General features: G+C 59.6%; 24 protein-coding genes and 1 pseudogene. 15 read left to right on the top strand and 10 right to left on the bottom strand.

Features of this window, described 5'->3' with window-relative positions; genetic code table 11:
- Positions 1-23 precede the first annotated feature (23 nt).
- A complete protein-coding gene (locus NKJ13_RS23100) occupies positions 24-323 on the bottom strand; it encodes a hypothetical protein (RefSeq protein ID WP_352778424.1) in 300 nt (99 codons plus the stop codon).
- Positions 324-348: 25 nt separating this feature from the next.
- On the opposite strand from NKJ13_RS23100, the gene NKJ13_RS23095 reads away from it, so the two are divergent.
- Positions 349-525, top strand: coding sequence for a hypothetical protein (locus NKJ13_RS23095; protein ID WP_352479403.1), 177 nt, complete (start codon positions 349-351; stop codon positions 523-525).
- A 464-nt stretch (positions 526-989) separates the two neighbouring features.
- Here NKJ13_RS23095 and NKJ13_RS23090 read toward each other — a convergent pair whose 3' ends face one another.
- The 4 genes from NKJ13_RS23090 to NKJ13_RS23075 all read right to left on the bottom strand — a co-directional run bounded on the left by NKJ13_RS23090 (position 990) and on the right by NKJ13_RS23075 (position 5,656).
- The gene (locus NKJ13_RS23090; RefSeq protein WP_352508045.1) at positions 990-1,295 is read right to left on the bottom strand and encodes a hypothetical protein; all 306 of its coding nucleotides are present in this window, start codon (positions 1,293-1,295) and stop codon (positions 990-992) included.
- Between the two features lie 660 nt (positions 1,296-1,955).
- Complete coding sequence (locus NKJ13_RS23085; protein WP_352778469.1) at positions 1,956-2,840, bottom strand: hypothetical protein; 885 nt, start codon at positions 2,838-2,840, stop codon at positions 1,956-1,958.
- A 606-nt stretch (positions 2,841-3,446) separates the two neighbouring features.
- On the bottom strand, positions 3,447-3,995 hold the full coding sequence (locus NKJ13_RS31625; protein ID WP_502901935.1) for an MGH1-like glycoside hydrolase domain-containing protein: 549 nt from the start codon (positions 3,993-3,995) through the stop codon (positions 3,447-3,449).
- The gene (locus NKJ13_RS23075; RefSeq protein ID WP_352778420.1) at positions 3,893-5,656 is read right to left on the bottom strand and encodes an amylo-alpha-1,6-glucosidase; all 1,764 of its coding nucleotides are present in this window, start codon (positions 5,654-5,656) and stop codon (positions 3,893-3,895) included. Before NKJ13_RS23075 ends, NKJ13_RS31625 begins: the two co-directional genes overlap by 103 nt.
- Positions 5,657-6,303: 647 nt before the next feature.
- On the opposite strand from NKJ13_RS23075, the gene NKJ13_RS23070 reads away from it, so the two are divergent.
- The 3 genes from NKJ13_RS23070 to NKJ13_RS23060 all read left to right on the top strand — a co-directional run bounded on the left by NKJ13_RS23070 (position 6,304) and on the right by NKJ13_RS23060 (position 7,244).
- Positions 6,304-6,612: a low affinity iron permease family protein gene (locus NKJ13_RS23070; RefSeq protein WP_352778418.1), complete on the top strand. Its 309-nt coding sequence runs from the start codon at positions 6,304-6,306 to the stop codon at positions 6,610-6,612.
- Positions 6,515-6,715: a DUF2905 domain-containing protein gene (locus tag NKJ13_RS23065; RefSeq protein WP_352778416.1), complete on the top strand. Its 201-nt coding sequence runs from the start codon at positions 6,515-6,517 to the stop codon at positions 6,713-6,715. The genes NKJ13_RS23070 and NKJ13_RS23065 overlap by 98 nt, the downstream gene beginning before the upstream one ends.
- Positions 6,716-7,118: 403 nt before the next feature.
- On the top strand, positions 7,119-7,244 hold the full coding sequence (locus NKJ13_RS23060; RefSeq protein ID WP_302895698.1) for a hypothetical protein: 126 nt from the start codon (positions 7,119-7,121) through the stop codon (positions 7,242-7,244).
- A 219-nt stretch (positions 7,245-7,463) separates the two neighbouring features.
- Here the strand turns inward: NKJ13_RS23060 and NKJ13_RS23055 are convergent, their stop codons facing one another.
- Complete coding sequence (locus NKJ13_RS23055; RefSeq protein ID WP_352479398.1) at positions 7,464-7,682, bottom strand: DUF3072 domain-containing protein; 219 nt, start codon at positions 7,680-7,682, stop codon at positions 7,464-7,466.
- Positions 7,683-7,909: 227 nt separating this feature from the next.
- On the opposite strand from NKJ13_RS23055, the gene NKJ13_RS23050 reads away from it, so the two are divergent.
- Positions 7,910-8,152 carry a hypothetical protein gene (locus tag NKJ13_RS23050; protein ID WP_352479397.1) on the top strand — a complete coding sequence of 81 codons (243 nt, stop codon included), beginning with the start codon at positions 7,910-7,912 and terminating at the stop codon, positions 8,150-8,152.
- 756 nt (positions 8,153-8,908) lie between these two features.
- Positions 8,909-12,334 (top strand): acyl-[ACP]--phospholipid O-acyltransferase, encoded by a 3,426-nt coding sequence (locus NKJ13_RS23045; RefSeq protein ID WP_352751564.1) that lies wholly within the window; start codon positions 8,909-8,911, stop codon positions 12,332-12,334.
- Positions 12,335-12,750: 416 nt separating this feature from the next.
- Here NKJ13_RS23045 and NKJ13_RS23040 read toward each other — a convergent pair whose 3' ends face one another.
- The gene (locus tag NKJ13_RS23040) at positions 12,751-13,494 is read right to left on the bottom strand and encodes a zinc-binding dehydrogenase (RefSeq protein WP_352778414.1); all 744 of its coding nucleotides are present in this window, start codon (positions 13,492-13,494) and stop codon (positions 12,751-12,753) included.
- A 116-nt stretch (positions 13,495-13,610) separates the two neighbouring features.
- Positions 13,611-13,691 (bottom strand): annotated as a pseudogene (locus NKJ13_RS23035) (cytochrome P460 family protein); the annotation flags it as partial.
- Positions 13,692-14,493: 802 nt separating this feature from the next.
- On the opposite strand from NKJ13_RS23035, the gene NKJ13_RS23030 reads away from it, so the two are divergent.
- Positions 14,494-14,871, top strand: coding sequence for a TfoX/Sxy family protein (locus NKJ13_RS23030; RefSeq protein WP_352648213.1), 378 nt, complete (start codon positions 14,494-14,496; stop codon positions 14,869-14,871).
- 338 nt (positions 14,872-15,209) lie between these two features.
- On the opposite strand, the gene NKJ13_RS23025 is transcribed toward NKJ13_RS23030, so the two are convergent.
- Positions 15,210-15,725: a Ros/MucR family transcriptional regulator gene (locus tag NKJ13_RS23025; RefSeq protein ID WP_352479387.1), complete on the bottom strand. Its 516-nt coding sequence runs from the start codon at positions 15,723-15,725 to the stop codon at positions 15,210-15,212.
- A gap of 510 nt (positions 15,726-16,235) precedes the next feature.
- Between NKJ13_RS23025 and NKJ13_RS23020 the strand changes: the two genes are divergently transcribed.
- The 4 genes from NKJ13_RS23020 (at position 16,236) to NKJ13_RS23005 (ending at position 19,186) form a co-directional block, all read left to right on the top strand.
- Entirely contained in the window at positions 16,236-16,436 is a 201-nt protein-coding gene (locus NKJ13_RS23020; RefSeq protein WP_352691573.1) for a hypothetical protein, read from the top strand.
- The gene (locus NKJ13_RS23015) at positions 16,433-16,636 is read left to right on the top strand and encodes a hypothetical protein (RefSeq protein WP_352778412.1); all 204 of its coding nucleotides are present in this window, start codon (positions 16,433-16,435) and stop codon (positions 16,634-16,636) included. The genes NKJ13_RS23020 and NKJ13_RS23015 overlap by 4 nt, the downstream gene beginning before the upstream one ends.
- Positions 16,637-17,095: 459 nt before the next feature.
- On the top strand, positions 17,096-17,404 hold the full coding sequence (locus NKJ13_RS23010; protein ID WP_352755858.1) for a DUF982 domain-containing protein: 309 nt from the start codon (positions 17,096-17,098) through the stop codon (positions 17,402-17,404).
- Between the two features lie 780 nt (positions 17,405-18,184).
- Entirely contained in the window at positions 18,185-19,186 is a 1,002-nt protein-coding gene (locus tag NKJ13_RS23005; RefSeq protein ID WP_352778411.1) for a GlxA family transcriptional regulator, read from the top strand.
- Positions 19,187-19,767: 581 nt separating this feature from the next.
- On the opposite strand, the gene NKJ13_RS23000 is transcribed toward NKJ13_RS23005, so the two are convergent.
- On the bottom strand, positions 19,768-20,826 hold the full coding sequence (locus NKJ13_RS23000) for a LacI family DNA-binding transcriptional regulator (RefSeq protein ID WP_352479381.1): 1,059 nt from the start codon (positions 20,824-20,826) through the stop codon (positions 19,768-19,770).
- 159 nt (positions 20,827-20,985) lie between these two features.
- On the opposite strand from NKJ13_RS23000, the gene NKJ13_RS22995 reads away from it, so the two are divergent.
- The 4 genes from NKJ13_RS22995 (at position 20,986) to NKJ13_RS22980 (ending at position 25,563) form a co-directional block, all read left to right on the top strand.
- Entirely contained in the window at positions 20,986-21,975 is a 990-nt protein-coding gene (locus tag NKJ13_RS22995; RefSeq protein ID WP_352479380.1) for an autoinducer 2 ABC transporter substrate-binding protein, read from the top strand.
- A gap of 87 nt (positions 21,976-22,062) precedes the next feature.
- Positions 22,063-23,577 (top strand): sugar ABC transporter ATP-binding protein, encoded by a 1,515-nt coding sequence (locus NKJ13_RS22990; RefSeq protein ID WP_352778409.1) that lies wholly within the window; start codon positions 22,063-22,065, stop codon positions 23,575-23,577.
- Positions 23,570-24,571 carry an ABC transporter permease gene (locus NKJ13_RS22985; RefSeq protein ID WP_352778407.1) on the top strand — a complete coding sequence of 334 codons (1,002 nt, stop codon included), beginning with the start codon at positions 23,570-23,572 and terminating at the stop codon, positions 24,569-24,571. The genes NKJ13_RS22990 and NKJ13_RS22985 overlap by 8 nt, the downstream gene beginning before the upstream one ends.
- On the top strand, positions 24,568-25,563 hold the full coding sequence (locus NKJ13_RS22980) for an ABC transporter permease (protein ID WP_352778405.1): 996 nt from the start codon (positions 24,568-24,570) through the stop codon (positions 25,561-25,563). The genes NKJ13_RS22985 and NKJ13_RS22980 overlap by 4 nt, the downstream gene beginning before the upstream one ends.

The following is a 25,563-nucleotide window of genomic DNA, read 5'->3' as shown; positions in this document are numbered from 1 at the left end:
CGGCACCTTCGGTGTGATGGCGCTTATTTTGATTGTTTTCGGTCACCCATCCTAACCGGAATTTCAAACTGACCCACTACCGCCGCCGTGGTGCTTGTCGGCACCTCCGGCTTTTCGAGTTCCAGACCTTCTCGCATCCTATTGCCGGAATTGCCTAGCGTCGCTCCCTGCTTGGAGACCCCTCCGGTCGCTCTTGACGTGAGCTGATCCTGAGCGGCATTGCGTCGTCGTTGCGGGTGAGCATCGCTGCCGAAACCGGACATCCGGCCTTTCATTAGGCGCAATAACTTTGAAACAAATCCTGCTGGCAGGCGTTCCAGCATAGCGGGCGGGTTTCCGGAGGACCCAATGCCCGACGAATACAATGACATCGTCATCCCTCAAGACCACGACGCATTGCCACTTCGGGAGGAGGAGTATTTCGTCGTCTGCCCGGCGTGCGGCCAGGCGTTCGACATCAGGTGTATGGCAGAGGCGCTTCATCACAACGAGCTGGGCCATCAGCCCTACGACCTCGACTCGTAGTCGGCGGTTTTCGAGGACCTAACGTCGAGCCTGATCGAGACCAATATCAAGCGTAAGTTCTCGCTCATCTGCCGGCGTTGCCGACTGGTCAGCTTACAACGAATCCCTGTCGCGAGGGCGTAGCTTTGCCGGCACGCTGGGTCGTGACAGACACCTTGCAGGCTTTCAGCGACGACTTTATTGCCGTTGTGGTTGTTGTCGATGTGGCCGTGGCGCCGTCACCGACCGGTTGTTAACCCAGGGGAGGGCGCTTACTCCACCGCAACCATGTCGTCCAGTTCCGTCGCGACGCACCGAAGCAGACTTTTTGCGGGCATCGGTGGCGGGACGAACATGTGATCTCCATAATGGATACGAGCCGGCGCGCCCATCGCGTCTGACCGGCGACCAACCGCTCGCTGCAGAGAAAGTTCCCGTCGAGCGGGATGCCCCGCGCCGACACCGGCTGTTGTCTCGCCGGAGCGTTAACCCGTTGAAGTCCGGCCATGCTTTCTCAGCCGAGTGATCGCCGACTTGTCGACAGTAATCACCCCGCCGCAGTCAATGCGCACAGTGAGTTTGTTCCCTCCGCAATCGATGCGGGTGACGTCCCCAACAAGAACCACTCGGTCGCCGGCGCGGACTTTGGGTGGCGGATCAATCGTATAAGGATGGTCATACGAAGGAATGCTCACCCTGGCGCGCCCGCTGGGGAGAATCGCGATGACGATACCTGCTAGCGCAACCTCATCGCCGACCTCAAATTCACGGGGCATGTTAACGTGCAGCATGGTGTTCCTCCCGATGCTTTCCTAATTCACGCTTTGCTAAATTAATGCCCGGCCAACCAGGTTGGTTGCTTGCAATCGACTTCGTACGGTTCCGCACAATTCCAGCTGGGGTATGCACTCCCAGTTGGCCTCGGATCGGCCTTGTGTGCGTCAATTCTACAGAAATGGTTTTAACATTTCAGCGATGACCTTGGCGCGCCCGCCCAACCACGTGTTAGCGAAGCGACGGACTTCCTCTCGGTCCGGCGATGGCCATAAAATGGCTGGTTCGCGTTCAGGCACGTGGCTCCGGCAAGTTCGAGGAACGCCGACGCCAGAAACAGGTATCGCCTGCTGTTCCCAAAGTGACGGCTCCCTCGGAGCGGAAGTTGAACACCGGCCCACCGTTAGGTCCGGCTTCCAAACGACATAAAAGCCGCTCGACGGCTTTACCTGCCACCCTGGCTATTGGAGCCGGCCCGTCAATGCGGGTGTCTTGCGCCTAAGCGCGAGTCAAATTCGTTTTCAGCTCGGGATATCAAGGCCAGCGGCGCTCTCATCCGGTAATATTCAGCCAGGCCATATGTTGTTCGCTATCGTTGCACATGGGAAGCTCCGATCGGGGGACATTTCAATCACAATGGCAACCGGACAGACGCTGGAAGCGCCGAGCCTGAAAGGCTAGAACGATGACACAAGCTTTGCCCTTCTTCGCGCCAGGCTTCGAGCTTTTTGGCGAGCGATCCTGAGCTCGGGCAGCGTTGGCTGCCACCAGCCTCGTTGCCGTTCTGCTAACTCAGCAGAACGCCGAGCGGGCCATGTTCTAATCAATTCAGCCAACGTCGCCGGACGCCATCTACCCCAGACATGGTCGACGTTCGCCTCGATCAACTGCGGGTAGAACGCTGCCAGCTCCGAGGCGTCGACGAGTTCACCCGAAATCTCGGCGAAGACGACGATGCCGTATTGCTCCGTCGCCACGGTAAGGCCAAGCCGGGGTAAATCGTCAGCAGGCAATGGATAGCGACGTCGCCTGCGTTCGGCATACCGCAATCTGGCGGCTTTATATTCCCCGGAGTCTTTGGACGCTTCCCGTCGCCGTTTCCTCTCCTCCGGTTCTGCGCGGCCTGCGGCCTTTTCGATGCTTGGCCAATGGCGCCTCAATTCCTCGTAAGAACGGAAAGGCACCCTCCAGGCCCGCAGTTCGTCGTCCCAGCTCGCCCATGGAACGGCTTGCAGTTCCTCGAGAACCGTCCGCGAATATGGCGTGCGGATGCGCAGGTCGTCCGCGACTTCCAGATACCGGCTCGACAGGGGATCGAAGGCGAAGGCATCCCGTCCCTTGCTGTCATCATGTGCTGCTCGTAGGTCCGCCTCTTGCGCAAGCCAGCGCTGGATCCGCCGCGCTGCAGTCTTTCCCGGCACGAACCAGCTTTTGCGCTCGTCACTCCACCTGGCGCGCGGGAATGTCTGTCGAAACCGCTCAACCGCCGCGCGATCGTACGGAAAGCGCGCTTCGGCACCAGGAGCTGTCTGCGGTGAAGCAGGGACGTCGGATTTTTCCATCAGATTGCGAAGCACAACACTGCTCCCAAAGAACGCGGTGCAGGTCATTTAGGTCCGAAAGCACTGCGACGTACGGTCAGAGATGCAAGGGGAAGCAAGGAGGCGATCGGCGAAACTGCTCAACGCGCTGGCGTGGGAAACCTTCGCCGCGCCGAACCGTTTACTCTGCTCCAGGAGAGGTCCACTCATGCCCAGACGAGATGCAAAAAACCCAACGGCCAGACGGCCAACGAGCCCTCGTTCGCGTCCCCTGAAAGGCGAGGAGACGGAAGTTAACCACATCGTTGAAACGCAAAGTGTGTCGCCAGCCCAGGCGAGAGAGCTTGTACGGCGCCACGGAAACGATTGGCGTAAGATCGATGAAGCCGCCAAGTCCTATAAGGATGACAGCTAAGCACTTCCAAGCCGGGCGAAGGGAGCTTTGTCACGGGAACGGCGGAGTTGCAAAATCGAGCGGATCGGCTTGGGTGCCGAATGATCACCATCGCAACCTTCAACGCAAAACGGCGTGGCAGCGATCTGGCCCGGGTTCATGTTGCTCGTCTTGAGCAGACGCGCGGCCCTCTACACGTAGGACCTGAAAGTAGGCAGATGGTTCGGCAAACGTCATACGCAGGCCAAGCGCAAGTTCGGGCCGGTGGCACAATTTCGCGCTTCCAACAGTGAAGGATCGCCGTCGCTCACTTGCCATCGGGTCTCGGCACCGACGCGCCAGAAATGGAGTTCGAGGCGATTCTTGCCCAGGCGCAAGTCGTTCAAGGTGAGTTCGTCTATCCAGTCGGGCAGCCTGGGATCGATGTACAGCTTACCATTTGGAGCGTCGGGCTGAAAGCCGATGATCGCCTGCAGAAGCGAAAAACAGGATCCGGCCGCCCATGCCTGCGGAACGTTCGCTCCCTTATATTGCACGGGGAAGGTCGTAGGCGTTCGCGGCAACCCGGCGAACAGCTCTGGCATGCGATGTTGCATGAAGTAGATTGCGGCGCTGCTCACGTCGCGAGAAAGGCGACATGCTTCCGCAAAAAAGCCATAGCTCCGGAAGCCGAGCGCGATCAGCCCGTTGTCATGCGGCCAGACGGAGCCGCGTTGATAGGAATGTGGATTGTAGGCCGGGTGATCGGCCGAAAGTGTCCGTATTCCCCAACCGCTCCACATATCCCGACAATTCCCGACCAAAGACAGTGACCGGGGTTGGAAGCGACGCTGAGCACCGGCTTCTTGTCGCCATCCAACGCGAATGCATAGAAGCCGGATGCCTCGTCCCAGAAGACCTGGTTGAATCGATCGAACAAGCTCTTAGCTTTGAGGCGAAGCTGCCCGGCACGATCGCCATCGCCTCTGGCATCGAAGATTTCAGCCATGCGCTGCCAAGCATCATAGACATAGCCTTGCAATTCGCACAGCGCCTTGGGTCCCTTCACCAGGGTGCCATCGGGATAAACCAAAGCGTCACCGGCGTCTTTCCAGCTCTGGTTCTCGTACCCCGCAGCCGAGCGGGTTTCGTATTCCTGGAAACCGTCGCCGTCACGGTCCCCATACTGGTCAATCCAATCCAGGCACTTCTCGGCCGTTGCGATGTGTCGTTCGAGCAGGCTCGGGTCGCCGGTGCAACGCCAAGCGTTGTGGAGCACGATAAGATACAGAGGCGTAGCATCGGCCGTGCCGTAATACGGCGTATGGGGGATCAAATTGAAATGGGCGAGTTCGCCGGTGCGAAGCTCATGCATTATCTTTCCCGGTTCCGCATCGCGGTAGTCGTCGCGTTCGGTGGCCTGAAATCGCCCCAAAACGTCCAAGGCGCCGCGCGAAAAATCTGGGTAGATCAAGCCATTCTGCAGAGAGACTATCAGGCTGTCGCGACCGAACAGGCTTATGAACCAGGGCAGTCCGGCGGCTGGCACGTATTCCAGTTCGTCCGTTCCTTCGATCGGCAGCCGCAGCGCGGCCATGTCTTCGACCGCCTGATGGTAGAAGCGGTGAAATTCGCCATTGGAACAGTTGAACTTCAAGGCGCTGCGTTGCCATCCGGCGAGGCGTTTTGCAGTTTTCGACTCGAGGCATTTGTCAATGCAGACTCGGGGCGCGCGATAGATTGTCTCGCCATTGCCAAAGTCATAGAGAAGGCAAGCATGCCATTTCGCGCCCGGTTCGAGCTTGATATCGAAGCTGATCCGGCCATTGGCATAGACGGGCTTTGAGGCCATTCGGCGGACCTTGACAATGACGTCTCGCTTGAAGTCTCGATTCACGTAGGAGGTACGAAGGCTCGCCGCTCTGGACAGCCATTCCGTGGTAATACGTCCGCGGCGAATGATTGCGTCGGCCTTGACTTCGAAAAGATCGGCAAAGTCGCTGCGCATGGCAACTTCCAAATTGAAGCGCACTGGCATTTGCCCGTGGTTTACGAGTTCAAAGTCCTCATGCAGCCCCCCATCCAAGGCGCGGCCGATTACCAGCCCCAGGCTGCCTGCTGGCACATGGTTCGTTTCGGTCGCGAACTCCTGATTGACCAGATAGATCTTGGCGGCGAAGTAGGCGATGTTTCCGGAATTGAGGAGGTTCCATGCTTGCCCATTGGCAAAGATCTGCCAGCTGGATATCAGGCGTGTGTCAGACGCATATAAGCCGTTATAAGTGGGCCAGGCGATCTGGCCATCCGGTTCGGTGACAAGGAAGCTGCGTCCCTGGTTAATCGCCAGACGCGGCGGTCCGACTGTGATCTCCAGCGTCATTGGTTCAACCGTCACCCGACCGATTTGCATCCATCGGAACAGATTGAACAGCCAATGTCGGCCGCCGCCGCCATCTTCGGCCACGAGAACTCACGTCTGCCTTGAACGCCTGCCCCCAGATTGTCCCGAAATCATGCAGGCAGGCGAACAACGACCCGGTCATCGACGAGCTCGAACAATCTGACCTTCGAGCACATACCCGTGAACAGAGGCGGACAAACCCGCCCCCTCCAGCAGAACTGTCAAGCCTGCTCTGGCGAGCACATCCTCCAGCCGACCCACAACGAGGCGCGGCGGGCCTCACCTCATTCATCACCAGCAGCTGGGTGAAACTGTGAGCCCCCGGCCATTGCGCACGTCTGCTGCTCGCCACCAGGATAGAGCCGGCGATCTGGCATCCTCTAACGCGCGAGCCGGAGAAAGATGGACACGTTCTGGCGAGGTCCGGCGACACTGCAATTTGGTCGCTGCGACGGCACGCGTCCATCCGGAGTTGTCCTCGACCGTCTTTCATCAAAATAATCGCCGGCTTCAGGTGCTTGCGGGCGCCAACCTGCGACGTGCCTTCAGATCAAACTGGTGTATTCTCGGCGACTGTCAACGAGGAGAACGGCATTTGGACGCATTGGTGATGATACACAGACGCCTCTGAGCATCTGAAGCAGTGCAGGCCGTGCCCAGGCCAAAATGGCTTTGACTGGCATGGTGTTGCCACACTGGCGATCTGGGCTATGACGCTGTTCATCCAGCTCGCCGAGCACCGCGATACTCAGGCTGTGCACGCCAAGATGGACGAATTGCTTCGCGCAGTCGTCGATGCCGACAATGAGACGGCGAAGATTGACAATAAAAAACCAAAAGAAATTGAGGCGCAACGACAGCAAAACAGCAATGAAAATGAGCCCAGCCAAGGGACTCACTATATTCCCGGCCGGATCCCTCATGTCCAGAACTCTCATTGTCGTTGGTTCGATCGTAGTTGCCATAGGCCTGTTGTGGCCCTGGTTGTCGCGGGTCGGTCTGGGCAGATTGCCCGGTGACGTCGTGATCCAACGTGAGAACTTCACGTTTTATGCTCCGATCGGCACCGGGATTCTTATCAGCATCGTGCTTTCGTTTGTTCTGTGGCTGCTCTACCGGTAGCGAGGACGGCGAGCCCGCGTCGCCGGAGGAAAAGAACGACGCGGGCCGATCGAAGCTATCCGATCCGGCAGCAAAAAATATAAGGGAAAGAGTTTGCTGCCAGGGCAGACCTTTCCCTGCGCGCCGGTGTTCCATCGCATGAGTAAAAAAGCCCGCCGCACAGTTTGATGCGGCGGGGCCGATCAAGCGCTATTGCACCGGGCGGGGGCTCGGGGTCGGGCACGCCCTGTGCGCGCGGATCACAGGGATTTTAGATTAATCGGCTGCAATACGTCCACCAACCGACGGTTGGACAATACGACGCTTGATTCCGAGAACTTTCCTCAGGGGCAAGATAGTTGCCGGAACTCAGCCTTGGCGCGGCACGTTGCTAAGTCGTTGACCTTCGCAAAGGACGCAAGCAATGGCGAAAGACATATCTCGCGAGGAAGAGCAACGCGGCACCGAAAAAGTTCTCTTCTGGGGCGCTGCAATCGCCCTTGTCCTTTTTGTGTCTCTGGTGACCATCGCCCTCATCGGGACGTCCTGATCTGTTTCGACAGCAGGATTGGACCGGTGGGCGCGAGGTCTTGCCGGGCTGCTAGGCTAGAAGCCGCTCCCATCCGCCGTTTGTCGTCTCGATCCCGAGTCCAGCAGCAACGCGCGGAATTCAGAAATATCAATTGCGCGGGTCACAACTGCAGCAAAACTGTCCCAATCCGAGCCGATCGGCTGTCCTTCTCTGGAGAGGAAAAGCCACGAGAGGACGCTACAGGCCCAACTTCTCCCGCAGCGCATCAATGCGTTTAGAAGCTTCCGCCTTGCTAAGGCCGTCAGCATAGGCGTCAGGCTCGTCGGCCTGTTCGGCCAGAGTTTTCAAATAGGACGCTTGTGCGGGGGTCATTGGATCGTCTCCGCTGACCCAATCTTCCGGGTCCTTTTCGACATTTGCCGACGCCTCGATTTTTGGGTTGTGCCGGTCGACCATGCTCAATCTCCCTTGATGATCACCACAATGAGAATGATCATGATTTGTTCCGCCACCGTGCGGCGTGGGCCAATCGCACAGCTAGGCCGCTCGGCGCCTCACTCAAGATATCGCTAAGTATGGATGAGCCCGCTTCCTCCAATCGATGGATGAAGCCGATCGTGGGCCGGTGCTACTTTGATGCATCGCGCGACTTACCCGACAAGTGCTGGCTCCAGGGGCAAAATATGAGCAAGAGGACTCTCATTGCCATCGCAATCCTCGCGAACAGTGTCGGCTGTGCCGAAGCCAAGGACCGTAAGGTCGAAACCGCGACCCTGGGCACGTACGCCAATTCGAAGAACCTGCCGGTTTGCACCGCGTCGAGCTCAGTCTTCGAAGTCCTCGGTGATAAATGTTTTCTCGTCCCAGGTTCGATGATCTATGGCGACATCGCCGAACTCTCGCAGACAATCACCTTGAGTTGGTAGCCGAAGCAACAGCCTCCCAGCGCAACCTCCATTCTCCGGTATGACGTTGCCCTTGCAGGTGCTGCCGGCGCCCCTGATACTGACCAGCGCAATCTCCAGTCACCACGGGCCTCTCGAAAATTCTTGTGCCGTCCGCACCTGCCGTCGAGCGTGTCGCGCCAACATAGCAGCGCCTCTGCATCGTGTGGGCAACCCAACGCATGCCTTCCGATCCGGAAACTCGCTTGCGCGTTTCATCGTCCATTCGGCAGTGGAAAATTAGGCGGATATGGCAGTGCTCAGATTGGCGGCGCCGTTCTGCGATCCGCTCGGAGAGGGTGGCGGGTATCCGGGCTGGAAACAGACCAACGCCGGCGCAACCTCACCCTGAAACCAAAAGACAATATCCATGACATCCAACAGCTATGCCTCCCAAGGGTCCAAGCGCCTGCAGACATTCACCATGCCAATTTCCCTATCGCCGCTCCGATAATGAGGGCGGCATCAATTTCATGGAGCAAGCTTTGTCGCCAAGGGGTTCCGATGGCCGCGACCAGGCTCGTGCATACCTCGATCACCATCGCCAAGAATGCGAGACGCGGGAGAGGCAAGCCGCTTCATGAACCGGCTGGAAGATCCAAACCCAAAGTGGCTGATGGGTGGGAGCCGCAGTAACGAAGTGTAACCGGGTTGCCACTACAAAAGCTCAAACCGTGCAAGACCGCTGATCGATACGACCTCGATCTTCAACGGTCTTGCCCAAAGGAAGCCGCCGCAATGGAAATCGCCTCGAACGACGACACGAACAGTCATTTGATGAGGTCACGGCGCTTTGCGCCTCTCTTCTGGACGCAGTTCCTGTCCGCCTTCAACGACAATTTCCTCAAAAACACGCTGGTGTTCCTTATTCTGTTCACCCTGGCGGCCGACAAGGCGGCATCACTGGTCACGCTGGCGGGAGCGGTATTCATGGCTCCCTTCCTGCTCTTGTCCGCCCTTGGTGGCGAGATCGCCGACCGGTTCGACAAGGCCCTAATCGCCCGTCGGCTGAAATTCGCCGAGATCGCCGCTGCGGCTGTCGCTGTCGTTGGAATCGCGCTGGCGTCGATCCCGGTGCTGATGATCGCGTTGCTCATGTTCGGCGTCATCTCGGCACTGTTCGGACCGATCAAGTACGGCATCCTGCCGGATCATCTCGAGCGCAAGGAATTGCCTCGCGCCAATGCCTGGATCGAATCGGCAACCTTCGCCGCCATCCTCGGCGGCACTATCGCCGGAGGCGTCGTCTCGGCCGATGGCATAGGCGTCTCGGTGTTCGGGCCGATCATGATGATCCTTGCCGTCGCCTGTTGGCTTGTCAGCCGCTACATCCCGTCGACCGGTCTTGCGGCTCCCGGCCTAGTCATCGACAAAAACATCTTTCGCTCGACGTGGCGACAGCTGAACGGCCTGCGTGCCGACAAGCGGATCTGGCGCGCCGGACTGATGACGTCGTGGTTCTGGCTGATCGGGGCCATCGTCCTTTCGATCCTGCCTACGTTGGTGAAGGATTCGCTCGGTGGCGGAGAGATCGCTGTCACCGCCTATCTCGCGGTGTTCGCCGTCTCGATCGCCATTGGCTCTGCTATAGCCGCATGGATGTCGCAGGGCCGCATCGTGCTCTTGCCGGCCCCGGTTGGCACGGCGTTGATGGCGCTGTTCGGCTTGGACCTGGCCTGGACCATCTGGAGCACGCAGCCCTCGCTCAGGGCCGAAACGCTCGCAACATTCTTCGCCCGGCCAAACACGGTCCATGTTGCGATCGACCTTGCGGGAATGGCTATTGCCAGCGCCTTTCTTGTGGTGCCGACCTTCGCCGCAGTGCAAGCCTGGGCGCCCGAAACGCGCCGCGCTCGCGTCGTCGCCGCCGTGAGCATCGTCAATGCAGGCTTCATGACGTTAGGTGGCATAGTCGTCGCCGCGATTCAGGCAGCCGGCGTCTCCACTGGAGGGATCCTGTTCGGCCTCGCCGCACTCAACGTAGTCGCCGCCTGGCTGATGCTGAGATACCTGCCGACAAATGCCTTCCGCGACTTCGTTTCCATCCTGTTCCGAGCCTTCCATCGTCTGGAGGTGGAGGGGCTGGAGAACCTCAAGGCGGCGGGCCCGGCACCAATCCTGGCGCTCAATCATGTCAGCTTCCTCGACGGTCCGCTGGCTCTGACGCTGACGGATGAGGAGCCGGTGTTTGCCATCGACTACACCATCGCCCAAGCCTGGTGGATGAAGCCGTTTATGAAACTTGCCCGCGCCCTGCCGCTCAATCCGGCCAAGCCGATGTCGACCCGCACGCTTATCAAGATCGTGCAAGGCGGCGATCCACTCGTCATCTTCCCGGAAGGCCGCATCACAGTGACGGGCGGCCTCATGAAGGTCTATGACGGTGCCGCCATGGTGGCCGACAAGACCGGCTCGATGGTCGTGCCGGTACGCATCGAGGGGCTGGAGAAGAGCTATTTTTCGCGGCTGACCTCGCTGCATGTGCATCGCCAGCTGTTCCCGAAGGTCAAGGTGACCATTCTGGAGCCGGTCAAGCTTGAAGTACCGCTGGATCTGAAGGGCCGCAAGCGGCGCGCCGCGGCGGGCGCTGCCCTTTACCAGGTCATGTCGGATCTCGTCTTCCGCACCCAGGACATTGACAAGACCGTGCTGGAGAAGATCATTCAGACGGCGAACGAACGCGGCATGAAGCAGCTCGCCGTGCAGGACCCGGTCACCGGTTCGCTGAGTTACGGCAAGCTGCTGACAGCCGCCGCCGTGCTTGGCGAGAAATTCAAGCACCTCTATGCCGGCCAGCAGACGCTCGGCATTATGCTGCCCAACGCCAACGGCGCCTGTGCGACGCTGCTCGGCGTCATGTCGGCGGGCAAGGTTCCGGCGATGATGAACTTCACTGCCGGTGCGGCCAACATCCTCTCCGCTTGCAAGGCCGCCGAGGTGCGCACCGTGCTGACCTCCCGCACCTTTGTGGAACAAGCAAAACTCGGCGCCGTGGTCGAGGAGCTCGGCCGCTCGGTCGACATCGTCTGGCTCGATGATCTGCGGGCCACAATTGGCCTCAAGGACAAGCTGCTCGGCCTTTTGCGCAAGAATACCCCCCGGGTGGCCCGCAAGCCCGAAGACCCAGCGGTGATCCTCTTCACCTCGGGGTCCGAAGGCACGCCCAAGGGCGTGGTGCTCACCCACCGCAACATCCTGGCCAATGCCGCGCAAGCTGCTTCGCGGATCGACTTCCATTCGGGCGACAAGGTCTTCAATGTGCTGCCGATCTTCCATTCTTTCGGCATGACGGCGGGCACGGTGCTGCCGCTCATCTCGGGCGTGCCGATCTATTTCTATCCCTCGCCGTTGCACTACCGGATCGTGCCGGAGCTTGTTTACGCCTCAAACGCAACGATCATCTTCGGCACCGATACGTTCCTTGCCGGCTATGCCCGCACCGCGCACCCTTACGACTTCCGCTCAGTGCGCTACTGCTTTGCCGGCGCGGAACCGGTCAAGGCTTCGACGCGCGCGACGTATATGGAAAAGTTTGGCCTGCGCATCCTCGAAGGCTACGGCGTGACCGAGACCGCGCCGGTGATCTCCATCAACACCCCGATGTACAACCGCTCCGGCAGCGTCGGCAAAATCATGCCGGGTATGGAATATCGCCTGGATCCGGTCCCCGGCGTCGAGGATGGCGGACGGCTTTTCGTGCGCGGGCCTAACGTCATGGCAGGCTATCTGCGCGCCGAGAACCCGGGCGTGATCGAGCCGCTCGAAGACGGCTGGCATGATACGGGCGACGTCGTCGGCATCGACGACGTCGGCTTCATCACCATTCTTGGCCGCGCCAAGCGCTTCGCAAAGATCGGCGGCGAAATGATCTCGCTGGCCGCAGTCGAGGCGCTTGCGGGCGAATTGTGGAAAGGCTCGCTTTCGGCGGTCGCCACCATGCCGGATGCACGCAAGGGTGAAAAGCTGATCCTCATCACCGAGGCCGCTAACGCCACACGCACCGATTTCCTAATGTTCGCCAAGGCTAATGGCGGCATGGACCTGATGGTGCCCGCCGAAGTGCGCGTCGTTGCGAAAGTGCCGGTCCTGGGCTCAGGGAAGCTCGACTTCGCCGCCGTAACAAAAATGGTCCGCGGCGCAGAGATGAAGATTAACGCCGCTTGAGCCCGTCAATGGCCGACGAACCAAGCCGGCCCGCTCTCCCGCGCAGTCCCATGCGATTGCCGCCCCGGCAAGTAACGCCGGTACTTCACCAGGTCGCCGAAATCACAGGTTGCGCGGCCGCCGGTCTGTCGGACCTTTTGGAATTTACATATATGACTATCACGGATCGCCAAACTCCGCAGGAGCAGTTCTGGATCGATCAGTACTTTATCGCGGACCTGGAGACCGATCTCAAAAGCCAGACCCAGTGCCAGAATGATCAGCGATTTCGACGATCTCTGCTCCGCTCTCGCGCCAGGGCAGCGGAGGCAGCTTGACGGAGAAGGCAATCGAGGAGCGGCAATGGGCGGAGTGATCTCGGAAACTTTGCTTATTGACGCCTCCCGAGAACCGTATTGTGAGAAAGGCCGGATGGCTCAGGGGACGAGCAGAAGCTTTCCCGTCGTGCCACGGCTTTCCATATCGGCATGTGCGCATGCTGCTTCGGCGAGCGGGTAGACGCCGCCGATCCGGATCTTCAGGTCGCCGCTGGCGGTCCAGTCGAATAGTTGTCCGGTGCGGGCGCGAAGCAGTGCCGGCGTGTGGATATGATCGAAGAACCTTGCGTAGCCGATCTTGATGCTTTTCGGCAGGGTCACGATGTTGAGCGGTCCGGGACCGCCCAGCACCGGGCCGTACCAGCAGAAGGTGCCGGAGCGGCGCAGGGAGTCGAGCGAAGCCTGAAAGGTCTTCGGGCCGGAACCGTCGTAGACGACGTGGACGCCTTCACCGGACAGGCGAACGACTTCCTCGGCGAATCGCCCCTCGGTGTCTACGATCACATGGTCTGCTCCGGCCTCTCTTGCCACGGCGATCTTGTCAGCGGACGAGACGCGGCCGATCACCGACCCGCCATAGGATGGGCCGACGAGAACGACCAGGCTTTCTATCGAGGAAAGCACGCCGGCGACATAGTCTCCGTCGCTTCTGACGCCTCGCAGCGGATTGGCTGCCGCTACGACGGAAAGGCCGTCCTTTTCAAGAATCTCAACGACACCGTTCCAACTCGAAGAGTCAGCGAAGGCGCCGTGAACCAGAACGATGGTGGGCTTGTCGGGCTGCGCTTGTGCGTTACCGAACGTGGCCGCGATAATTGCGAGGCCTGCGAGCAAGTTTTTCATTGGAACATCCTTTCGTTGTGGGGTGCGGTCTTCACCGCGTCGAGCGCAGGTGAGGGGCGGGGATGCCGCAAACTCGCCCTCGTGTTCGCCCTGCGTTTCTCTGCGCGGGAACCGAGTTACGGCGCGTAGCGGGTAAAGACGTAGTCGTGTCCCTGGACACGCGTCTCGTGGCAGGCGAAGCATGTCTCGTGCTGCGCGACAGCCACGGAACCACAGGACTGAGCTTGCATTGCCCAAACAGGGCAGCAGCGCGCAATCGGGCGAAGAGCTGATTCTTGCGGCCGGGAGGCAACCGGGCGAACACTCCACGGGCGGTCGAGGTCGAAGCGGCCGCCGTCGAGCAAGCGGGTGCGAGCCGGCTAGCGGGTGATCGTGTTCGGGGGCCCAGCGGCGCCCGCGAGCGCCGATACATAGGCATCCGCACGTCTCAGCGGTGCTTAACGCAGGCATGAAGTAATCTACTTGGCCAAAAAATGGGGTATGCAACGGGTATCTGCAGGGCGCAGGTATCACGGATACACGCCTAGACGGCACGCTTCCGTTCCGGCAAAGCTGCGAATCGCGGGGCCACTGGCAATCCGCAGGTCGGCGGGTTCAGGCAATGCTCATTGAAAAGATGGGCCGCCGACTTCCCTTTTTCTGTAAAGCTCGGCCGGTTGTCGCTCTCAATTGCCGTCGATTGATTGGCGGGACGTAGCGACCCGGAGGGCAAGGAGACAAATCGGAGGGGGTCACCCGCTCGAGGCGAAGCCGAAAGGGCGACGCATGATATGCTAGCGGATCTGCGGCGATCCTGCACGAAGCGCGGGCGAGGCCGGCGCGAAGGAAGGACGCGGAGACCGATTTTCTCCTTGCAGGGGAGAGGGGATAGCGCCCCCTTTTTCCGTCAGGCGAAACAACTTCGCCCCGCTGGGGGAAGGGGACGCCGCGCCACTCCACTTGAATCTCCACCCGCTTCCGTGCTTGCCTGTCTCCCGCAAATCGCAGAGGGCGGTGAGCATGGCAAAGTCAGTCACCAGCATCGCACCCGACCCCATGGTCGAGCGTCTGCGCGCCGCCCTTGGCCCGCGCCAAGTCACCGAACAAAAGATGTTCGGCGGCACCTGCTTTATGCTCAACGGCAACATGCTGATCGGCACCTCGAAGCGCGGGCTCCTGGTGCGCGTCGGCAAGGAAGGGCACGCGGCGGCTGCCGCCCGCCCGCACGCGCGGCCGATGGAAATGGGCGGACGTTCGATGGAAGGTTATGTCCATGTTGCGCCGGAGGGCACGGCCACCGAGGCGGATCTCCGTGGCTGGCTCGACCTTGCGCTGGCATTCGTCGAAACTTTGCCGCCGAAGATCAAATCTGCCAAGATCGCGACGAAGCGGGCTTAGGCCGCTGGCCCGCCACCTTCCGCACGCGCCGGAACACATGGCCCGGAAGGGAGCGATTGGACATTGCATGTGCGGCGCGGCGACTTGGGTCTACTCGGGCGAGACCACCCGCAGTCCCGCAGCCATCTTGCCCGCGAACGGGGCAGAGCTGGCCGTCGTCTACTCTCCGGCCACCGTTTCCAGCTCGGCGGCGAAAACTTTCTGATCCCGGTCGACGCCTCCCTGAAGCAGGGCGGCGGACATTGAAGTCCAGGCCATCAAGCTCAACGATGCTGGAACAGTAGGCTTCGCCATTTTCAAGTACGACACCGCAAGGACCTCCTTTTTCGTGCAGCACGCTACGCTTTGACGAGTGCCTTGCGCGCCTTCTTTACCGGCGACTTAACAGCCGTCGCGGGGCGAGCAGCTCGTTTTGGTTTTTCCGCCGCAGTTGTTGCCGGTGCTGCCGTCTTGCGCCCCAGCCCTATTGATTTTGCCAGGGCCGAGCGGGTGGCCGCGTAGTTTGGCGCCACCATCGGATAATCTGAGGGAAGGTTCCATTTTTGGCGGTATTGGTCAGGGCTCAGATTGTAATGCGTCCCGATATGACGCTTCAGGGATTTGAATTTCTTCCCGTCTTCCAGGCAGATGATGAAATCCGGTGTCACTGATTTCTTGATGGACACCGCGGGCTCGAGCTTGACTGCGGCTGGAGCCACAGGTGTGCCGATCCCTTGCAAAGCAACATAGGTATCCCCGATCAGCTTCGACAACTCGCCGACCGGCAGGGGATTGTTCGACACGTAGGCGGAAACGATGTCGGCGGTAATTGATACGAGATCAGCCTGGTCGCTTTGGTCTGGAGAAACGGTCATCGAGTTTTCCTCTTGTCTAATGTCGCGCGTTGAAACGGATGGGCTGTTTATTGCCAAATCACGCAAACAATTCGTTATTCCGCCAACAAACCTCATTCGTTGAAAATATCAAGCCGGCAAGCTTCGCTTCCATCGACTCAGCCTGGGACGCGCTCGATCTCGATAGCGAGCGGCTGACAAGCTGGCACGCCCAGCATGGCTGGGGCGCTGGCCCGCGAGCGACGAATCATCAGCGCGACCGGCATGCTGAATGGTCAGTGAGGGGACGTCCACCTTGACTTCGGCACTTCGGCCGGCGCGTCGACGTGCAAATCCCTGGGCAGATCCGAGAGCCCTTCTAAGCCACACCGCGGCGGGACGCATCAAGACGAGCATGCGCAATATTCTTGCGCGAAATATTCCGAACTGAGGGCAAAGCAACGATGACCAACCGTACGTTTCTTACGTCCAATTGAAGCCAACCAAGAATAGATTATTATTCCGCTGGGGCGTATCGTTGGGGAGGGTTGGATGAGCAGTGTGCAAAGGGTAACTCCAGTTCTAGAACAAGCAATCGCTGCACTTCTAAACAGGGCCGAGTATGACGGCACCGTTTCGATCAAAGCGGCAGTGAAGGAAATTAGGCGGGCTGCGCCTTATTTGGCCGCATCCGATGAAGAGCTAACCGAGGCGATTTTCGAAGTATCTGCTGCGATGGGCCTGTCTCAATGAGTGGCATTGCGTATCCTGGTGATCTGGCTTTGTTAAAGCAGGTCTTTGATCGTGTCTGCGCCGAGGCAGGTATCTCCGTTGGTAGCATGGAGACGGAGCGCCTGAGCGTGAGCGCAATGGAACTCTTCTCGGACGGCGAGTTCGACGAGGCCGTTCTTTATGAGCGCCTTCGGCTTGTTGCCCGCTCCCTGCCGAGATGAGCCTGAACATGACCGCCGATCTCCAGGAAATTCTAGCGAGCATTTCGCTCGATACGAAATCCTCCTGTTGATACAGGAGGGGCAGTTCGCCCGCGTTGCACTGCTACGCGAGATCGGGCCAATTTTTTCTGGCTGATATGTGCCCACTGCTTTGCGTGGGCGCGAACGGACTTTTTGCCCTCTAAATGGCTGCTGCCTAGGAAGGAGGGATGCTACGCCGCGCCTGTTAAAGCTCAGAGCGTGCCCGCTTGTTCGTCCTCAACCTCCGCCTCATGGCGCCTGCGCCCCCACATGAACAACATCGCCCAGGGCGAATGACCATCCGCTGCCGCAGACCTTCCGGCTGAGCAATCAACCTTATCGCCACCACGACGAAACCGACCACCAGCCAGACGGCCAGGGCGACACTTACCTTCAGATCTTGCATATTGATTGCTGCTGAAACTGCCGACACCCTCGATGGACATTCCGAGAACTCCCGTCAGTTCCCGCCAACGCGGTAGCCGCGCTATATTCCGACTTATGGCACTTCATTGGTTCAACCCTCCAGTATTTGTGAAGACCGACCGACCCGGGGTCACCTACGGCGTCAATCACGTCGAGGGTGCTGCCGAGGAACTCATGAAATGGCCTAAGAGGGGACCTAAATGGAAGCTGGCGCTGCAGTCCTGCATAGATGGGTTTGAGGGCAGGGTGTCGCCTCAGGAGGTCCGCATGGCCTTCGAGGCCGCTGCCAGAGAGGAGGGGATGCTCCGCTCCTCTGGATAGGCTTGATTTGCTCGCCGATCTCAGCTCCCACAACGTCGCGTGTCCCAAATGGGAGCGCTATCGCCCGGAAAAATGAACATAGCAGGCGGTCCAAACGTTCAGGTAGCGGCTCGCTCCTGCGCTGAAAGAACAATCGAGAATTCCCCGATCCGTTTCGGTCGCTATGTCGCGAACGCCGATTGTCGTTGATTTGATCATACTTGCACGAGGCCTTTGTCGCCCTGGTTGTCGAGGGTCGGTCTGGGCAGATTGCCTGGTGATGGTGATCGAACGTAAGAACTTCACGTTCTACGATCCGATCGGCACCGGATTCTGCTTAGCGTGGTGTCTCGTTTGTTCTGTGGCTGCTTAACCCATAGCCAGGACGCCGAGCCCGCGTCGCCGGCGAAAAAAGAACGACGCAGGCCGATCGAAGCTATCCGATCTGGCAGCAAAACTATGAGGGGACGGGTTTGTTGCGTGCGCCGAACTTTCCCAGCCTCCGCCGCGCGAATTGGCGGGGGGCCGGTCAGGCGCTGTTGCACAAGGGGGACTCGGGTGGCCGGGCTGCCAGGTGCTCGCGGGCCGCAGGCGAGCCCATGCGCATGAGCCGCAACGTCATTTTGGCCCCAGGAACCTGCCTGGCCGCCCCACCGTTCTCATGCTCTTGGGAAGGAAAATATGATAAATTGCATGCTGCGACGGAATCTCATCACCATGTGGAATGAAGTACCGTTGTTGCCGCGTCTGGCGTAGACAACGCAATCGCGACATCCTGTTCGCAACACCAACGTTAGCCCAATGAATATAGCCGAACATCGCATCAAGCGTTCCCTCGTCTTCTTCCTTGTGCCGGATTTCACCATGGTCGCTTTTGCGACGGCGCTGGAGCCTATCCGCATCGCCAACCGGATGCTCGGTTACGAAGCCTACAAATGGCGGCTCGCCAGTATCGACGGGCAGCCTGTACCCGCTTCGAACAACGTGTTGTGCTCGGTGAACACGTCGTTGGAGGACGAGCGGCGTAAGATGGCTGGCCCAGATAGGGCATCGATGGTCATCGTCTGCACCGGCATCAACATCGATCGCTATTCAAACAAGTCGGCCTTTGCCTGGTTGCGCGAGGAACATAATCGCGGTGTTGCGATCGGCGGGCTCTGCACCGGTGCGCATGTGCTCGCGGCTGCCGGGTTGCTCTCTGGCAAACGCTGCGCCATCCATTGGGAAAACCTGCCTGGCTTCGCCGAGGCGTTTCCGAACGCCAACGTTTTTGCCGACCTTTTTGAGGTCGACCAGAACATCTATACATGCGCCGGCGGGACTGCTGCTCTCGACATGATGTTGAAGCTGATCGGCGATGATTTCGACGACACTCTGGTCAGGCACGTATGTGAGCAGGTGCTGACCGATCGAGTACGCAGCCCGAGCGATCGCCAGCGACTTCCTCTGCGAGCACGGCTTGGCGTTCAGAACTCCAAGGTGCTGACGATCATAGAACTCATGGACGCCAATCCGTCCGAACCGATATCGATTGGTGATATTGCCGACCATGTCGGGCTCTCGCGACGGCAGATCGAGCGTCTGTTCCATCTCGAAATGGGTCGCTCCCCGGCCCGCTATTATTTGGATATCCGCCTTGAGCGCGCGCGGCATTTGCTGATCCAGTCAGCCTTGCCCATAGTCGAAGTGGCCATCGCGTGCGGCTTCGTTTCGGCGTCGCATTTTTCCAAATGCTACCGGGAACTCTACGCCCAGACGCCGCAGCAGGAACGACTGAACAGGAAACATCCCGTCGCTGTCTAAAAAGTCACCGGCATTGCCACATCCGCATCCGGTTCGACCAAAAGGGCTTCGACGGCGTGGCCGCACTCAGTCTTGCGATGGGCCCGCATGTTTTCGTTGCCGCCTCCATTGCACACCGCACGACGTCCGCAAGTCGCGGCAATAAAACGGGCCCTTTGGTCGAGTTGCCATTCACCCGAATGCGATCAGCGGATCCGTGGCATCGAGCCAGTCGCCGGCCAGCACCTCGGCTATGGTGCCGTCGCTTTTGGCATCATCGCTTCGACAGCAGCACGTCGCCGGCCTTCACCGCCCGGCCGCGCGCAACCGAAGGGCGCCGAGACGACGCCAGGTTTCATTCTCAACTTTCTCCTGAGGCTACTCAACAGATAACGAGTCCGGCGAGCTTGCGTATCCAGAGCAAGGACGCGAGCCGATCGGAGCAACTGATCCAGCAGCAATGGAAAGGTTTGCTGCGAGCGCCGAACTTCCCTGCGCGCCACTGTTCCGCTGCCGCCGCTGACTTCCATAAAGACGCTACATGTGCCAGGCGTTGATGCCTGGATGAAGAGAGCTGTGCAAAGACCGGTTCTTGGGGCGCTTCACGCCATATCCTTCAACGTGTCCAGCGGCCCTTTCAGGGCAGACCTGGGCTGGATCAACTCCGGCGCAATCAGGAAAATCTGCGGGGCCGTGGGAGGTTCATTGATCAGTTCGAACGCCTTCGCAATCATCGCCTCAAAATTCTGCCGCACCATGATTACGGGGAAAGGCAGGAAAGAGGCGAAGGGGTCATAGTCGTAGCAACCGACGACAAGCTCGCTAAACATCTCCGCCGGCCGGCCCGCCATGAAACGCAGCAGACCCTCCATATTGATCGACGAATTGATGAACAATGCGCGGGGCAACTTGCCATGGCGTTGGCAAAATGCCTCGAAGGCACGCAATGTTATGTCGGGCGAATAGCCGGAAGACTGTACTCCGTCATCAGGGTCGGCGCCCAACAGTGCCTTTTTGGTCGCATGGAAGGCGGCGATGCGCTCGCGGCTTGCGTGGTCGTTGCGGCCACCAAACAGAAACAGCTCGTCCGGTCGCAGGGGGTCATCATTGCCGAACTGGCGGATGATTGCCTCCGTCAGCATCCGCGCACCCTCATAGTTGTCGCTGATCACCGAATGCGCCTTTGCTCCCGGCAGGTCGATGTTGACATGCCTCAGTCCCGCCGCCTCGCAGACCTCGTGCACGCCGTCGGGATCGGTGGCGCCGACGATGAAGAGCTGGTCGATTGAGTAGGAAATCAGCGTCTCCGCGGTCCGGCGTTCCTCTTCCGGGTCGCGGCTGGCACTGACCACGACCGGGCATTGACCGCGGCTGCGCACATGTCCCTCAAATGTCTGCGCCATTGAGGAGAAGTAGCGATTGTCGTGGATGGGCAGCATCAGGCCGACGAGGCCAGATCGCGACCGTCGCAAGCCTCGCGCCTGCAGATTGGTGGTGTACTGGTGGCGTTCGGCGAGGCTGAGAATTGTTTCCGCCGTACTTTCCTTAATGCGGCGCTTGCGCCAAGTGCCATTCAGCACTGCGCTCACGGTCGACGGCGAACTGCCCGATAGCACGGACAGATCATAGATCGTCGCCTTCTTCTTGACCTGCTGATCCATCTGGCCTCCGGAGGTCTCTTTAGAGCAATATTCGGTTGGAGCAATATCTCCCTTGACGAGCGCACCCTGATGCAAGATAGTCTTTGCACCATCGATTGTGCAAGCGCAAATCGGTGGCGGAGGTATGTTCCCAAGGGGAACGTTATGGGAGGAGTTCAGATGAAAAAGTTGATGATCGCGGCGCTCGCCGCGACCCTTGTGCTTGGCGGCTCAATCGCTGCCATGGCTCAGCAGGCCGGCAAGGTCGGCGTCGTCGTCAAGATCGGCGGCATTCCCTGGTTCAACGCAATGGAGGCGGGCATCAAGGAGCGCGGCCAGAAGCTCGGCGTCGACGCATTCATGGTTGGCCCGACCAGTGCCGATCCGGCACTGCAAGTTCGCGCCATCGAGGATCTGATCGCACAGGGCGTCAAGGTCATAGGTGTCGTGCCGAATGACGCGAAGGTGCTTGAACCTGTCCTGCAGAAGGCGAAGGACGCCGGCATCATCGTCATCACGCATGAATCGCCCGGCCAGAAGGGCGCCGACTGGGATTTCGAACTCGCGTCCGCGACCGGCTTCGGTGAGGCTCATGCGAAGCTCTTGGCGGACAAGATGGGCGGCAAAGGTGAATATGCAGTCTTCGTTGGTTCACTGACAGTGCCGCTGCACAATGCCTGGGCCGATGCGGCAATCGCGTATCTGAAGAAGAACCATCCGGACATGAAGCTGGTCGGCGATCGTTATGGCGTCGCCGAGGATGTGGACAAGAGCCGCAGCACTGCACTTGACCTGATTTCCGCCAATCCCGGCTTGAAAGGCTTCCTTGCCTTCGGCAGCCAAGGCCCGATTGGCGCTGGCCGTGCAATCGAAGAGCGCCGGAAGGTGGGCCAGATATTCGTGCTCGGTCCATTCTCGCCGGGGCAGGGCCAGAAGCTCATCAAGAGCGATGCGATCTCAGGCGGCTTCATGTGGAATCCAAAGCAGGCGGGTGAGGTCTTCGTCACGCTGGCCGACCAACTCATGAAGGGCAAAGAAGTCAAGGATGGCGATACGATCGAAGGGCTAGGGACAGTCAAGCCCGACTTCGAAAACCATAACATCATCGTCGATCAGCTGGTCCCGATCAACAAGGACACTGTCGACGGCCTCGCGGCGATGGGTCTGTAAAGCCTCCCAAGGCTGTGGCAGCCGGGCTGGCCTCGAGCCTGCCCGGCTGAGGATGTGTCAACGCGATTGGATCCAGGGTTCAACTCGATGGCTGATCGGGCACTCGATGGCGCCGCATCACGGCCGTTGCTGTCACTCCGCAACGTCAACATGACGTTCGGCGGCGTGAAGGCGCTGAAGAATGTCAGCTTTGAAGTGCTGCCGGGCGAGGTGCATTGCCTGGCCGGCGAGAACGGCTCCGGCAAGAGCACGCTGATCAAGGTCATCACCGGCGTTTACAAGCCCGAGGCGGGCGCCGTGATCGACTATGACGGCCAGAGCTACTCCCAAATGTCGCCGGTAGCGGCGCAGGCCGGCGGGATTCAGGTCATCTGGCAGGACCTCGCCCTTTTTCCCGAGATGACTGTCGCCGAGAACATCGCGTTCCAGACTGTCATCGGCCGCTGGCCGCGGCTGGTGAACTATGCCGAAATGCGCCGTGTCGCGACCAACGCCTTGCAACGTCTTGGTATTACCCTCGATGTCGATCTCGCCCTACACCATTTTCCCATCGCACAGCGGCAGATCGTGGCTATTGCGCGCGCGCTCGTCGGTGAAGCGAAGCTTGTCTTCATGGATGAGCCGACGGCCTCGCTCACTCAATCTGAAACCGACTATCTGCTGGACATTGTGCGCAATCTGTCGGCGTCGGGCGTTGCCGTAGTGTTCGTCAGTCATCGCCTGGCGGAGGTTCTCGAAATCTCCAGCCGTGTGACGGTGCTGCGCGACGGCGCCTTGGTTGGTGTCTATCCGACCAAAGGTCTGACCCAATCGCGCATCACAGAGCTGATGACCGGTAAGACCTTCGACTATTCCGTCCTGCATCGCGATTTGAGCACGAGCCCGGTTATGCTTGAGGTTAAGGGGCTGTCGCGGCAAGGCGAATTCGAGGATGTGTCATTGACGGTCCGGCGCGGCGAGACGCTCGGCGTCACCGGGCTGCTTGGGGCAGGGCGCACCGAGCTGGCGTTGACCTTGTTCGGCATGCGCAAGCCGAGGTCCGGCTCTGTTGTGCTGGATGGCAAACCGGTCCGCTTCGGTTCCAACCGTGACGCGATCGCCGCCGGTGTCGCCTATCTTTCGGAAGATCGGCTGTCGCTAGGTCTCATTCAACCCCAGGCAATTGCCGACAACTTGGTCATTGCCTCGCTGGACAAGATTCTCTCTGGCGGTTTCATTTCGAGCGATCGCAAACGATCCCTAGTCACTAGTTGGATAAGGGATCTCGGCGTCAGGATCGGAAAGCAGGAAGACGCGGTCTCGACCCTGTCGGGGGGAAATCAGCAACGTGTCGCCATTGCAAAATGGCTGGCGACTGAACCGAAACTGCTGATCCTCGACGGACCGACGGTCGGTGTTGATGTTGGCGCGCGTGCCGGCATATTCGATATCGTTTCCAAGCTGGCCGACAGCGGCCTGTCGATTATCCTGATCTCGGACGAGGTCCCTGAAGTCTATTTCAACGCGGACCGTGTGCTGCATATGGCTCAGGGGCGCATTGTCGGCGAATATGTTCCCGGCGTCACGTCCCTACAGGCGATCGAAGCGGCGGTCTATGCGTAGGTTTGTCCGCTCTCACGCAACGGAGCTGGCTTTGCTCGCCGTGATCGCGGTCATCTGCGCCTTCCTGTCGTTTGCGACAGACCGGTTCTTCACCCTCGGCAATGCGTTTGACCTCCTGAACACAAGCTCGGTCAACATCATCTTCGCCGTCGGTCTGCTCGTCGTGCTGATTGCCGGCGGCATTGACATCTCCTTCGCGGTTGCTGCCTCCGTCGTGCAATATCTGACGGCAATCGTCCTTGGCTGGATAGGCGGCGGGAATTGGATTGTCGGCCTCACCATCGCTGGCGCATTGGGCATCGCGTTGGGCTGCATCAATGCTTTCCTGATCCACAGGTTCAGGATCATCTCGATCGTCGCCACGATTTCGACCTTCAACATTTTCTTCGGCTTGCTGATGTTCTTCACAGGCGGCGTTTCAATCTACAATCTGCCGGACTGGCTCACCGCCCGCGTGGTCCTGTTCGAGCGCGAGATGGCTGACGGCACGTGGGCGGAGATCACCCTACCCGTGCTCATTATGGCGATCTGCGTATTCGCTACCTGGGCGTTGATCACGCGCACGACCACTGGTCGCCAGCTCTACGCTTTCGGCGACAATCCGGAAGGCGCGCGCCGCTTCGGCATCAATGTTGGGGCCATGCAATTTATCGCGTTCGGCTGGCTTGGCCTGATGGCGGGCATCGCCGGTCTCGTCCAAGCGCATTACGCGCAGGAAGTGGTGCCCAACGCCCTATATGGGCGCGAACTCGACGTCCTGGCAGCCGTGGTCCTTGGCGGTGCACGGCTTGGCGGCGGCAAAGGCAGCGTGCTCGGCTGCATCCTTGGCGTTCTGTTGGTCTCGATCACCCAAAACGGACTTAATTTGATGGGCGTGTCGCCTTTCGCGTTCAAGATGATCGTCGGCACCATCATCCTGGCCGCCATTACCCTTTCGAACACCAGCATTGAACGGCTGCTGCCGTTCCTGAAAAGCCGGCGGATGCCTTCATGACGGTTGTGATTGAACGCGTCCGCAACTTGCTCGGCCCCGAATTGGCAGGTCCGCTTGCCGCGTTTGCGGTAGTCATGATCGTGTTCGGCATTGCCGCACCGAACTTCCTTTCCCGGGCTACTTTTGGCTCCGTCGCCTACCAACTGCCGGAGCTCGGCCTGCTCACACTCGCCATGCTGCTCCCGATCCTGACCGGCGGCCTGAACCTGGCCATCACCTTCACGGCCAACATCGCCGGGCTGACGCTCGCTTGGATCCTTCAAAGCCAGGGCGGCGTCGACGCGGGCATCGGTGCCTTTGTCCTTGGCTCGATCCTTGCCATTGCGGTCGGAGCACTTAGTGGACTGATCATGGGGCTCGTCATCGCCTACACCAAGGCTCACCCGATCCTGGTCTCGCTGTCGATGATGATTTTCCTGCGCGGTCTTGGTGAGTTCCTGACCCACGGCGGCGACGTGTCCGGCTTTCCCAGCTTCCTGGCGCCGATCGGCTACGGTTCGATTCTTGGGATCCCGGTTCCGTTGCTCATATTCATCGCGTGTGTGCTGATCTGGCACCTCCTGCTGACGCGCATGAAGCTGGGCTTCAACACCTATATGATCGGCTCCAACATCGAGGCCACGCGCTACTCCGGCATCAATACGCGCAAGGTGCAGGTTCTGGTCTACACATTGTCCGGTGCGATGTGTGCGGTCGCCGGCATCATCATGCTGGCCCGCTTCAATTCGGTGCGTGTCGGACACGGCGAGTCCTACCTGCTGATCACTGTGCTTGCCTGCTTTCTTGGCGGGGTCAATCCATTCGGCGGCTTCGGTCGCGTGATCCCTGTCTTCGTCGCGCTCGTGGTGCTCCAGTTACTGTCCTCGGGACTCAATCTGATGGGCGCCAACCAGCATCTGGCGACGGCGGTCTGGGGCATTTTGATGATCACGGTGATGATCCTGCGCTGGCTTGCCGGGCGCCTAAAGTTCCTGAACACAAACAAAGGGTGA

Source organism: Mesorhizobium sp. M0174 (genome assembly GCF_040322275.1).
Taxonomy (GTDB): domain Bacteria; phylum Pseudomonadota; class Alphaproteobacteria; order Rhizobiales; family Rhizobiaceae; genus Mesorhizobium.
Note: the sequence above shows the minus strand (reverse complement) of the source record. Positions and strands in the feature narration are given on the sequence as shown.

Excerpts from the sequence above, each read along its gene's own strand:
- NKJ13_RS23100 (WP_352778424.1), bottom strand. The coding sequence starts at position 323 with ATGCTGGAACGCCTGCCAGCAGGATTTGTTTCAAAGTTATTGCGCCTA.
- NKJ13_RS23095 (WP_352479403.1), top strand. The coding sequence starts at position 349 with ATGCCCGACGAATACAATGACATCGTCATCCCTCAAGACCACGACGCA.
- NKJ13_RS23090 (WP_352508045.1), bottom strand. The coding sequence starts at position 1,295 with ATGCTGCACGTTAACATGCCCCGTGAATTTGAGGTCGGCGATGAGGTT.
- NKJ13_RS23085 (WP_352778469.1), bottom strand. The coding sequence starts at position 2,840 with ATGGAAAAATCCGACGTCCCTGCTTCACCGCAGACAGCTCCTGGTGCC.
- NKJ13_RS31625 (WP_502901935.1), bottom strand. The coding sequence starts at position 3,995 with ATGTGGAGCGGTTGGGGAATACGGACACTTTCGGCCGATCACCCGGCC.
- NKJ13_RS23070 (WP_352778418.1), top strand. The coding sequence starts at position 6,304 with ATGACGCTGTTCATCCAGCTCGCCGAGCACCGCGATACTCAGGCTGTG.
- NKJ13_RS23065 (WP_352778416.1), top strand. The coding sequence starts at position 6,515 with ATGTCCAGAACTCTCATTGTCGTTGGTTCGATCGTAGTTGCCATAGGC.
- NKJ13_RS23060 (WP_302895698.1), top strand. The coding sequence starts at position 7,119 with ATGGCGAAAGACATATCTCGCGAGGAAGAGCAACGCGGCACCGAAAAA.
- NKJ13_RS23055 (WP_352479398.1), bottom strand. The coding sequence starts at position 7,682 with ATGGTCGACCGGCACAACCCAAAAATCGAGGCGTCGGCAAATGTCGAA.
- NKJ13_RS23050 (WP_352479397.1), top strand. The coding sequence starts at position 7,910 with ATGAGCAAGAGGACTCTCATTGCCATCGCAATCCTCGCGAACAGTGTC.
- NKJ13_RS23045 (WP_352751564.1), top strand. The coding sequence starts at position 8,909 with ATGGAAATCGCCTCGAACGACGACACGAACAGTCATTTGATGAGGTCA.
- NKJ13_RS23040 (WP_352778414.1), bottom strand. The coding sequence starts at position 13,494 with ATGAAAAACTTGCTCGCAGGCCTCGCAATTATCGCGGCCACGTTCGGT.
- NKJ13_RS23030 (WP_352648213.1), top strand. The coding sequence starts at position 14,494 with ATGGCAAAGTCAGTCACCAGCATCGCACCCGACCCCATGGTCGAGCGT.
- NKJ13_RS23025 (WP_352479387.1), bottom strand. The coding sequence starts at position 15,725 with ATGACCGTTTCTCCAGACCAAAGCGACCAGGCTGATCTCGTATCAATT.
- NKJ13_RS23020 (WP_352691573.1), top strand. The coding sequence starts at position 16,236 with ATGAGCAGTGTGCAAAGGGTAACTCCAGTTCTAGAACAAGCAATCGCT.
- NKJ13_RS23015 (WP_352778412.1), top strand. The coding sequence starts at position 16,433 with ATGAGTGGCATTGCGTATCCTGGTGATCTGGCTTTGTTAAAGCAGGTC.
- NKJ13_RS23010 (WP_352755858.1), top strand. The coding sequence starts at position 17,096 with ATGGACATTCCGAGAACTCCCGTCAGTTCCCGCCAACGCGGTAGCCGC.
- NKJ13_RS23005 (WP_352778411.1), top strand. The coding sequence starts at position 18,185 with ATGAATATAGCCGAACATCGCATCAAGCGTTCCCTCGTCTTCTTCCTT.
- NKJ13_RS23000 (WP_352479381.1), bottom strand. The coding sequence starts at position 20,826 with ATGGATCAGCAGGTCAAGAAGAAGGCGACGATCTATGATCTGTCCGTG.
- NKJ13_RS22995 (WP_352479380.1), top strand. The coding sequence starts at position 20,986 with ATGAAAAAGTTGATGATCGCGGCGCTCGCCGCGACCCTTGTGCTTGGC.
- NKJ13_RS22990 (WP_352778409.1), top strand. The coding sequence starts at position 22,063 with ATGGCTGATCGGGCACTCGATGGCGCCGCATCACGGCCGTTGCTGTCA.
- NKJ13_RS22985 (WP_352778407.1), top strand. The coding sequence starts at position 23,570 with ATGCGTAGGTTTGTCCGCTCTCACGCAACGGAGCTGGCTTTGCTCGCC.
- NKJ13_RS22980 (WP_352778405.1), top strand. The coding sequence starts at position 24,568 with ATGACGGTTGTGATTGAACGCGTCCGCAACTTGCTCGGCCCCGAATTG.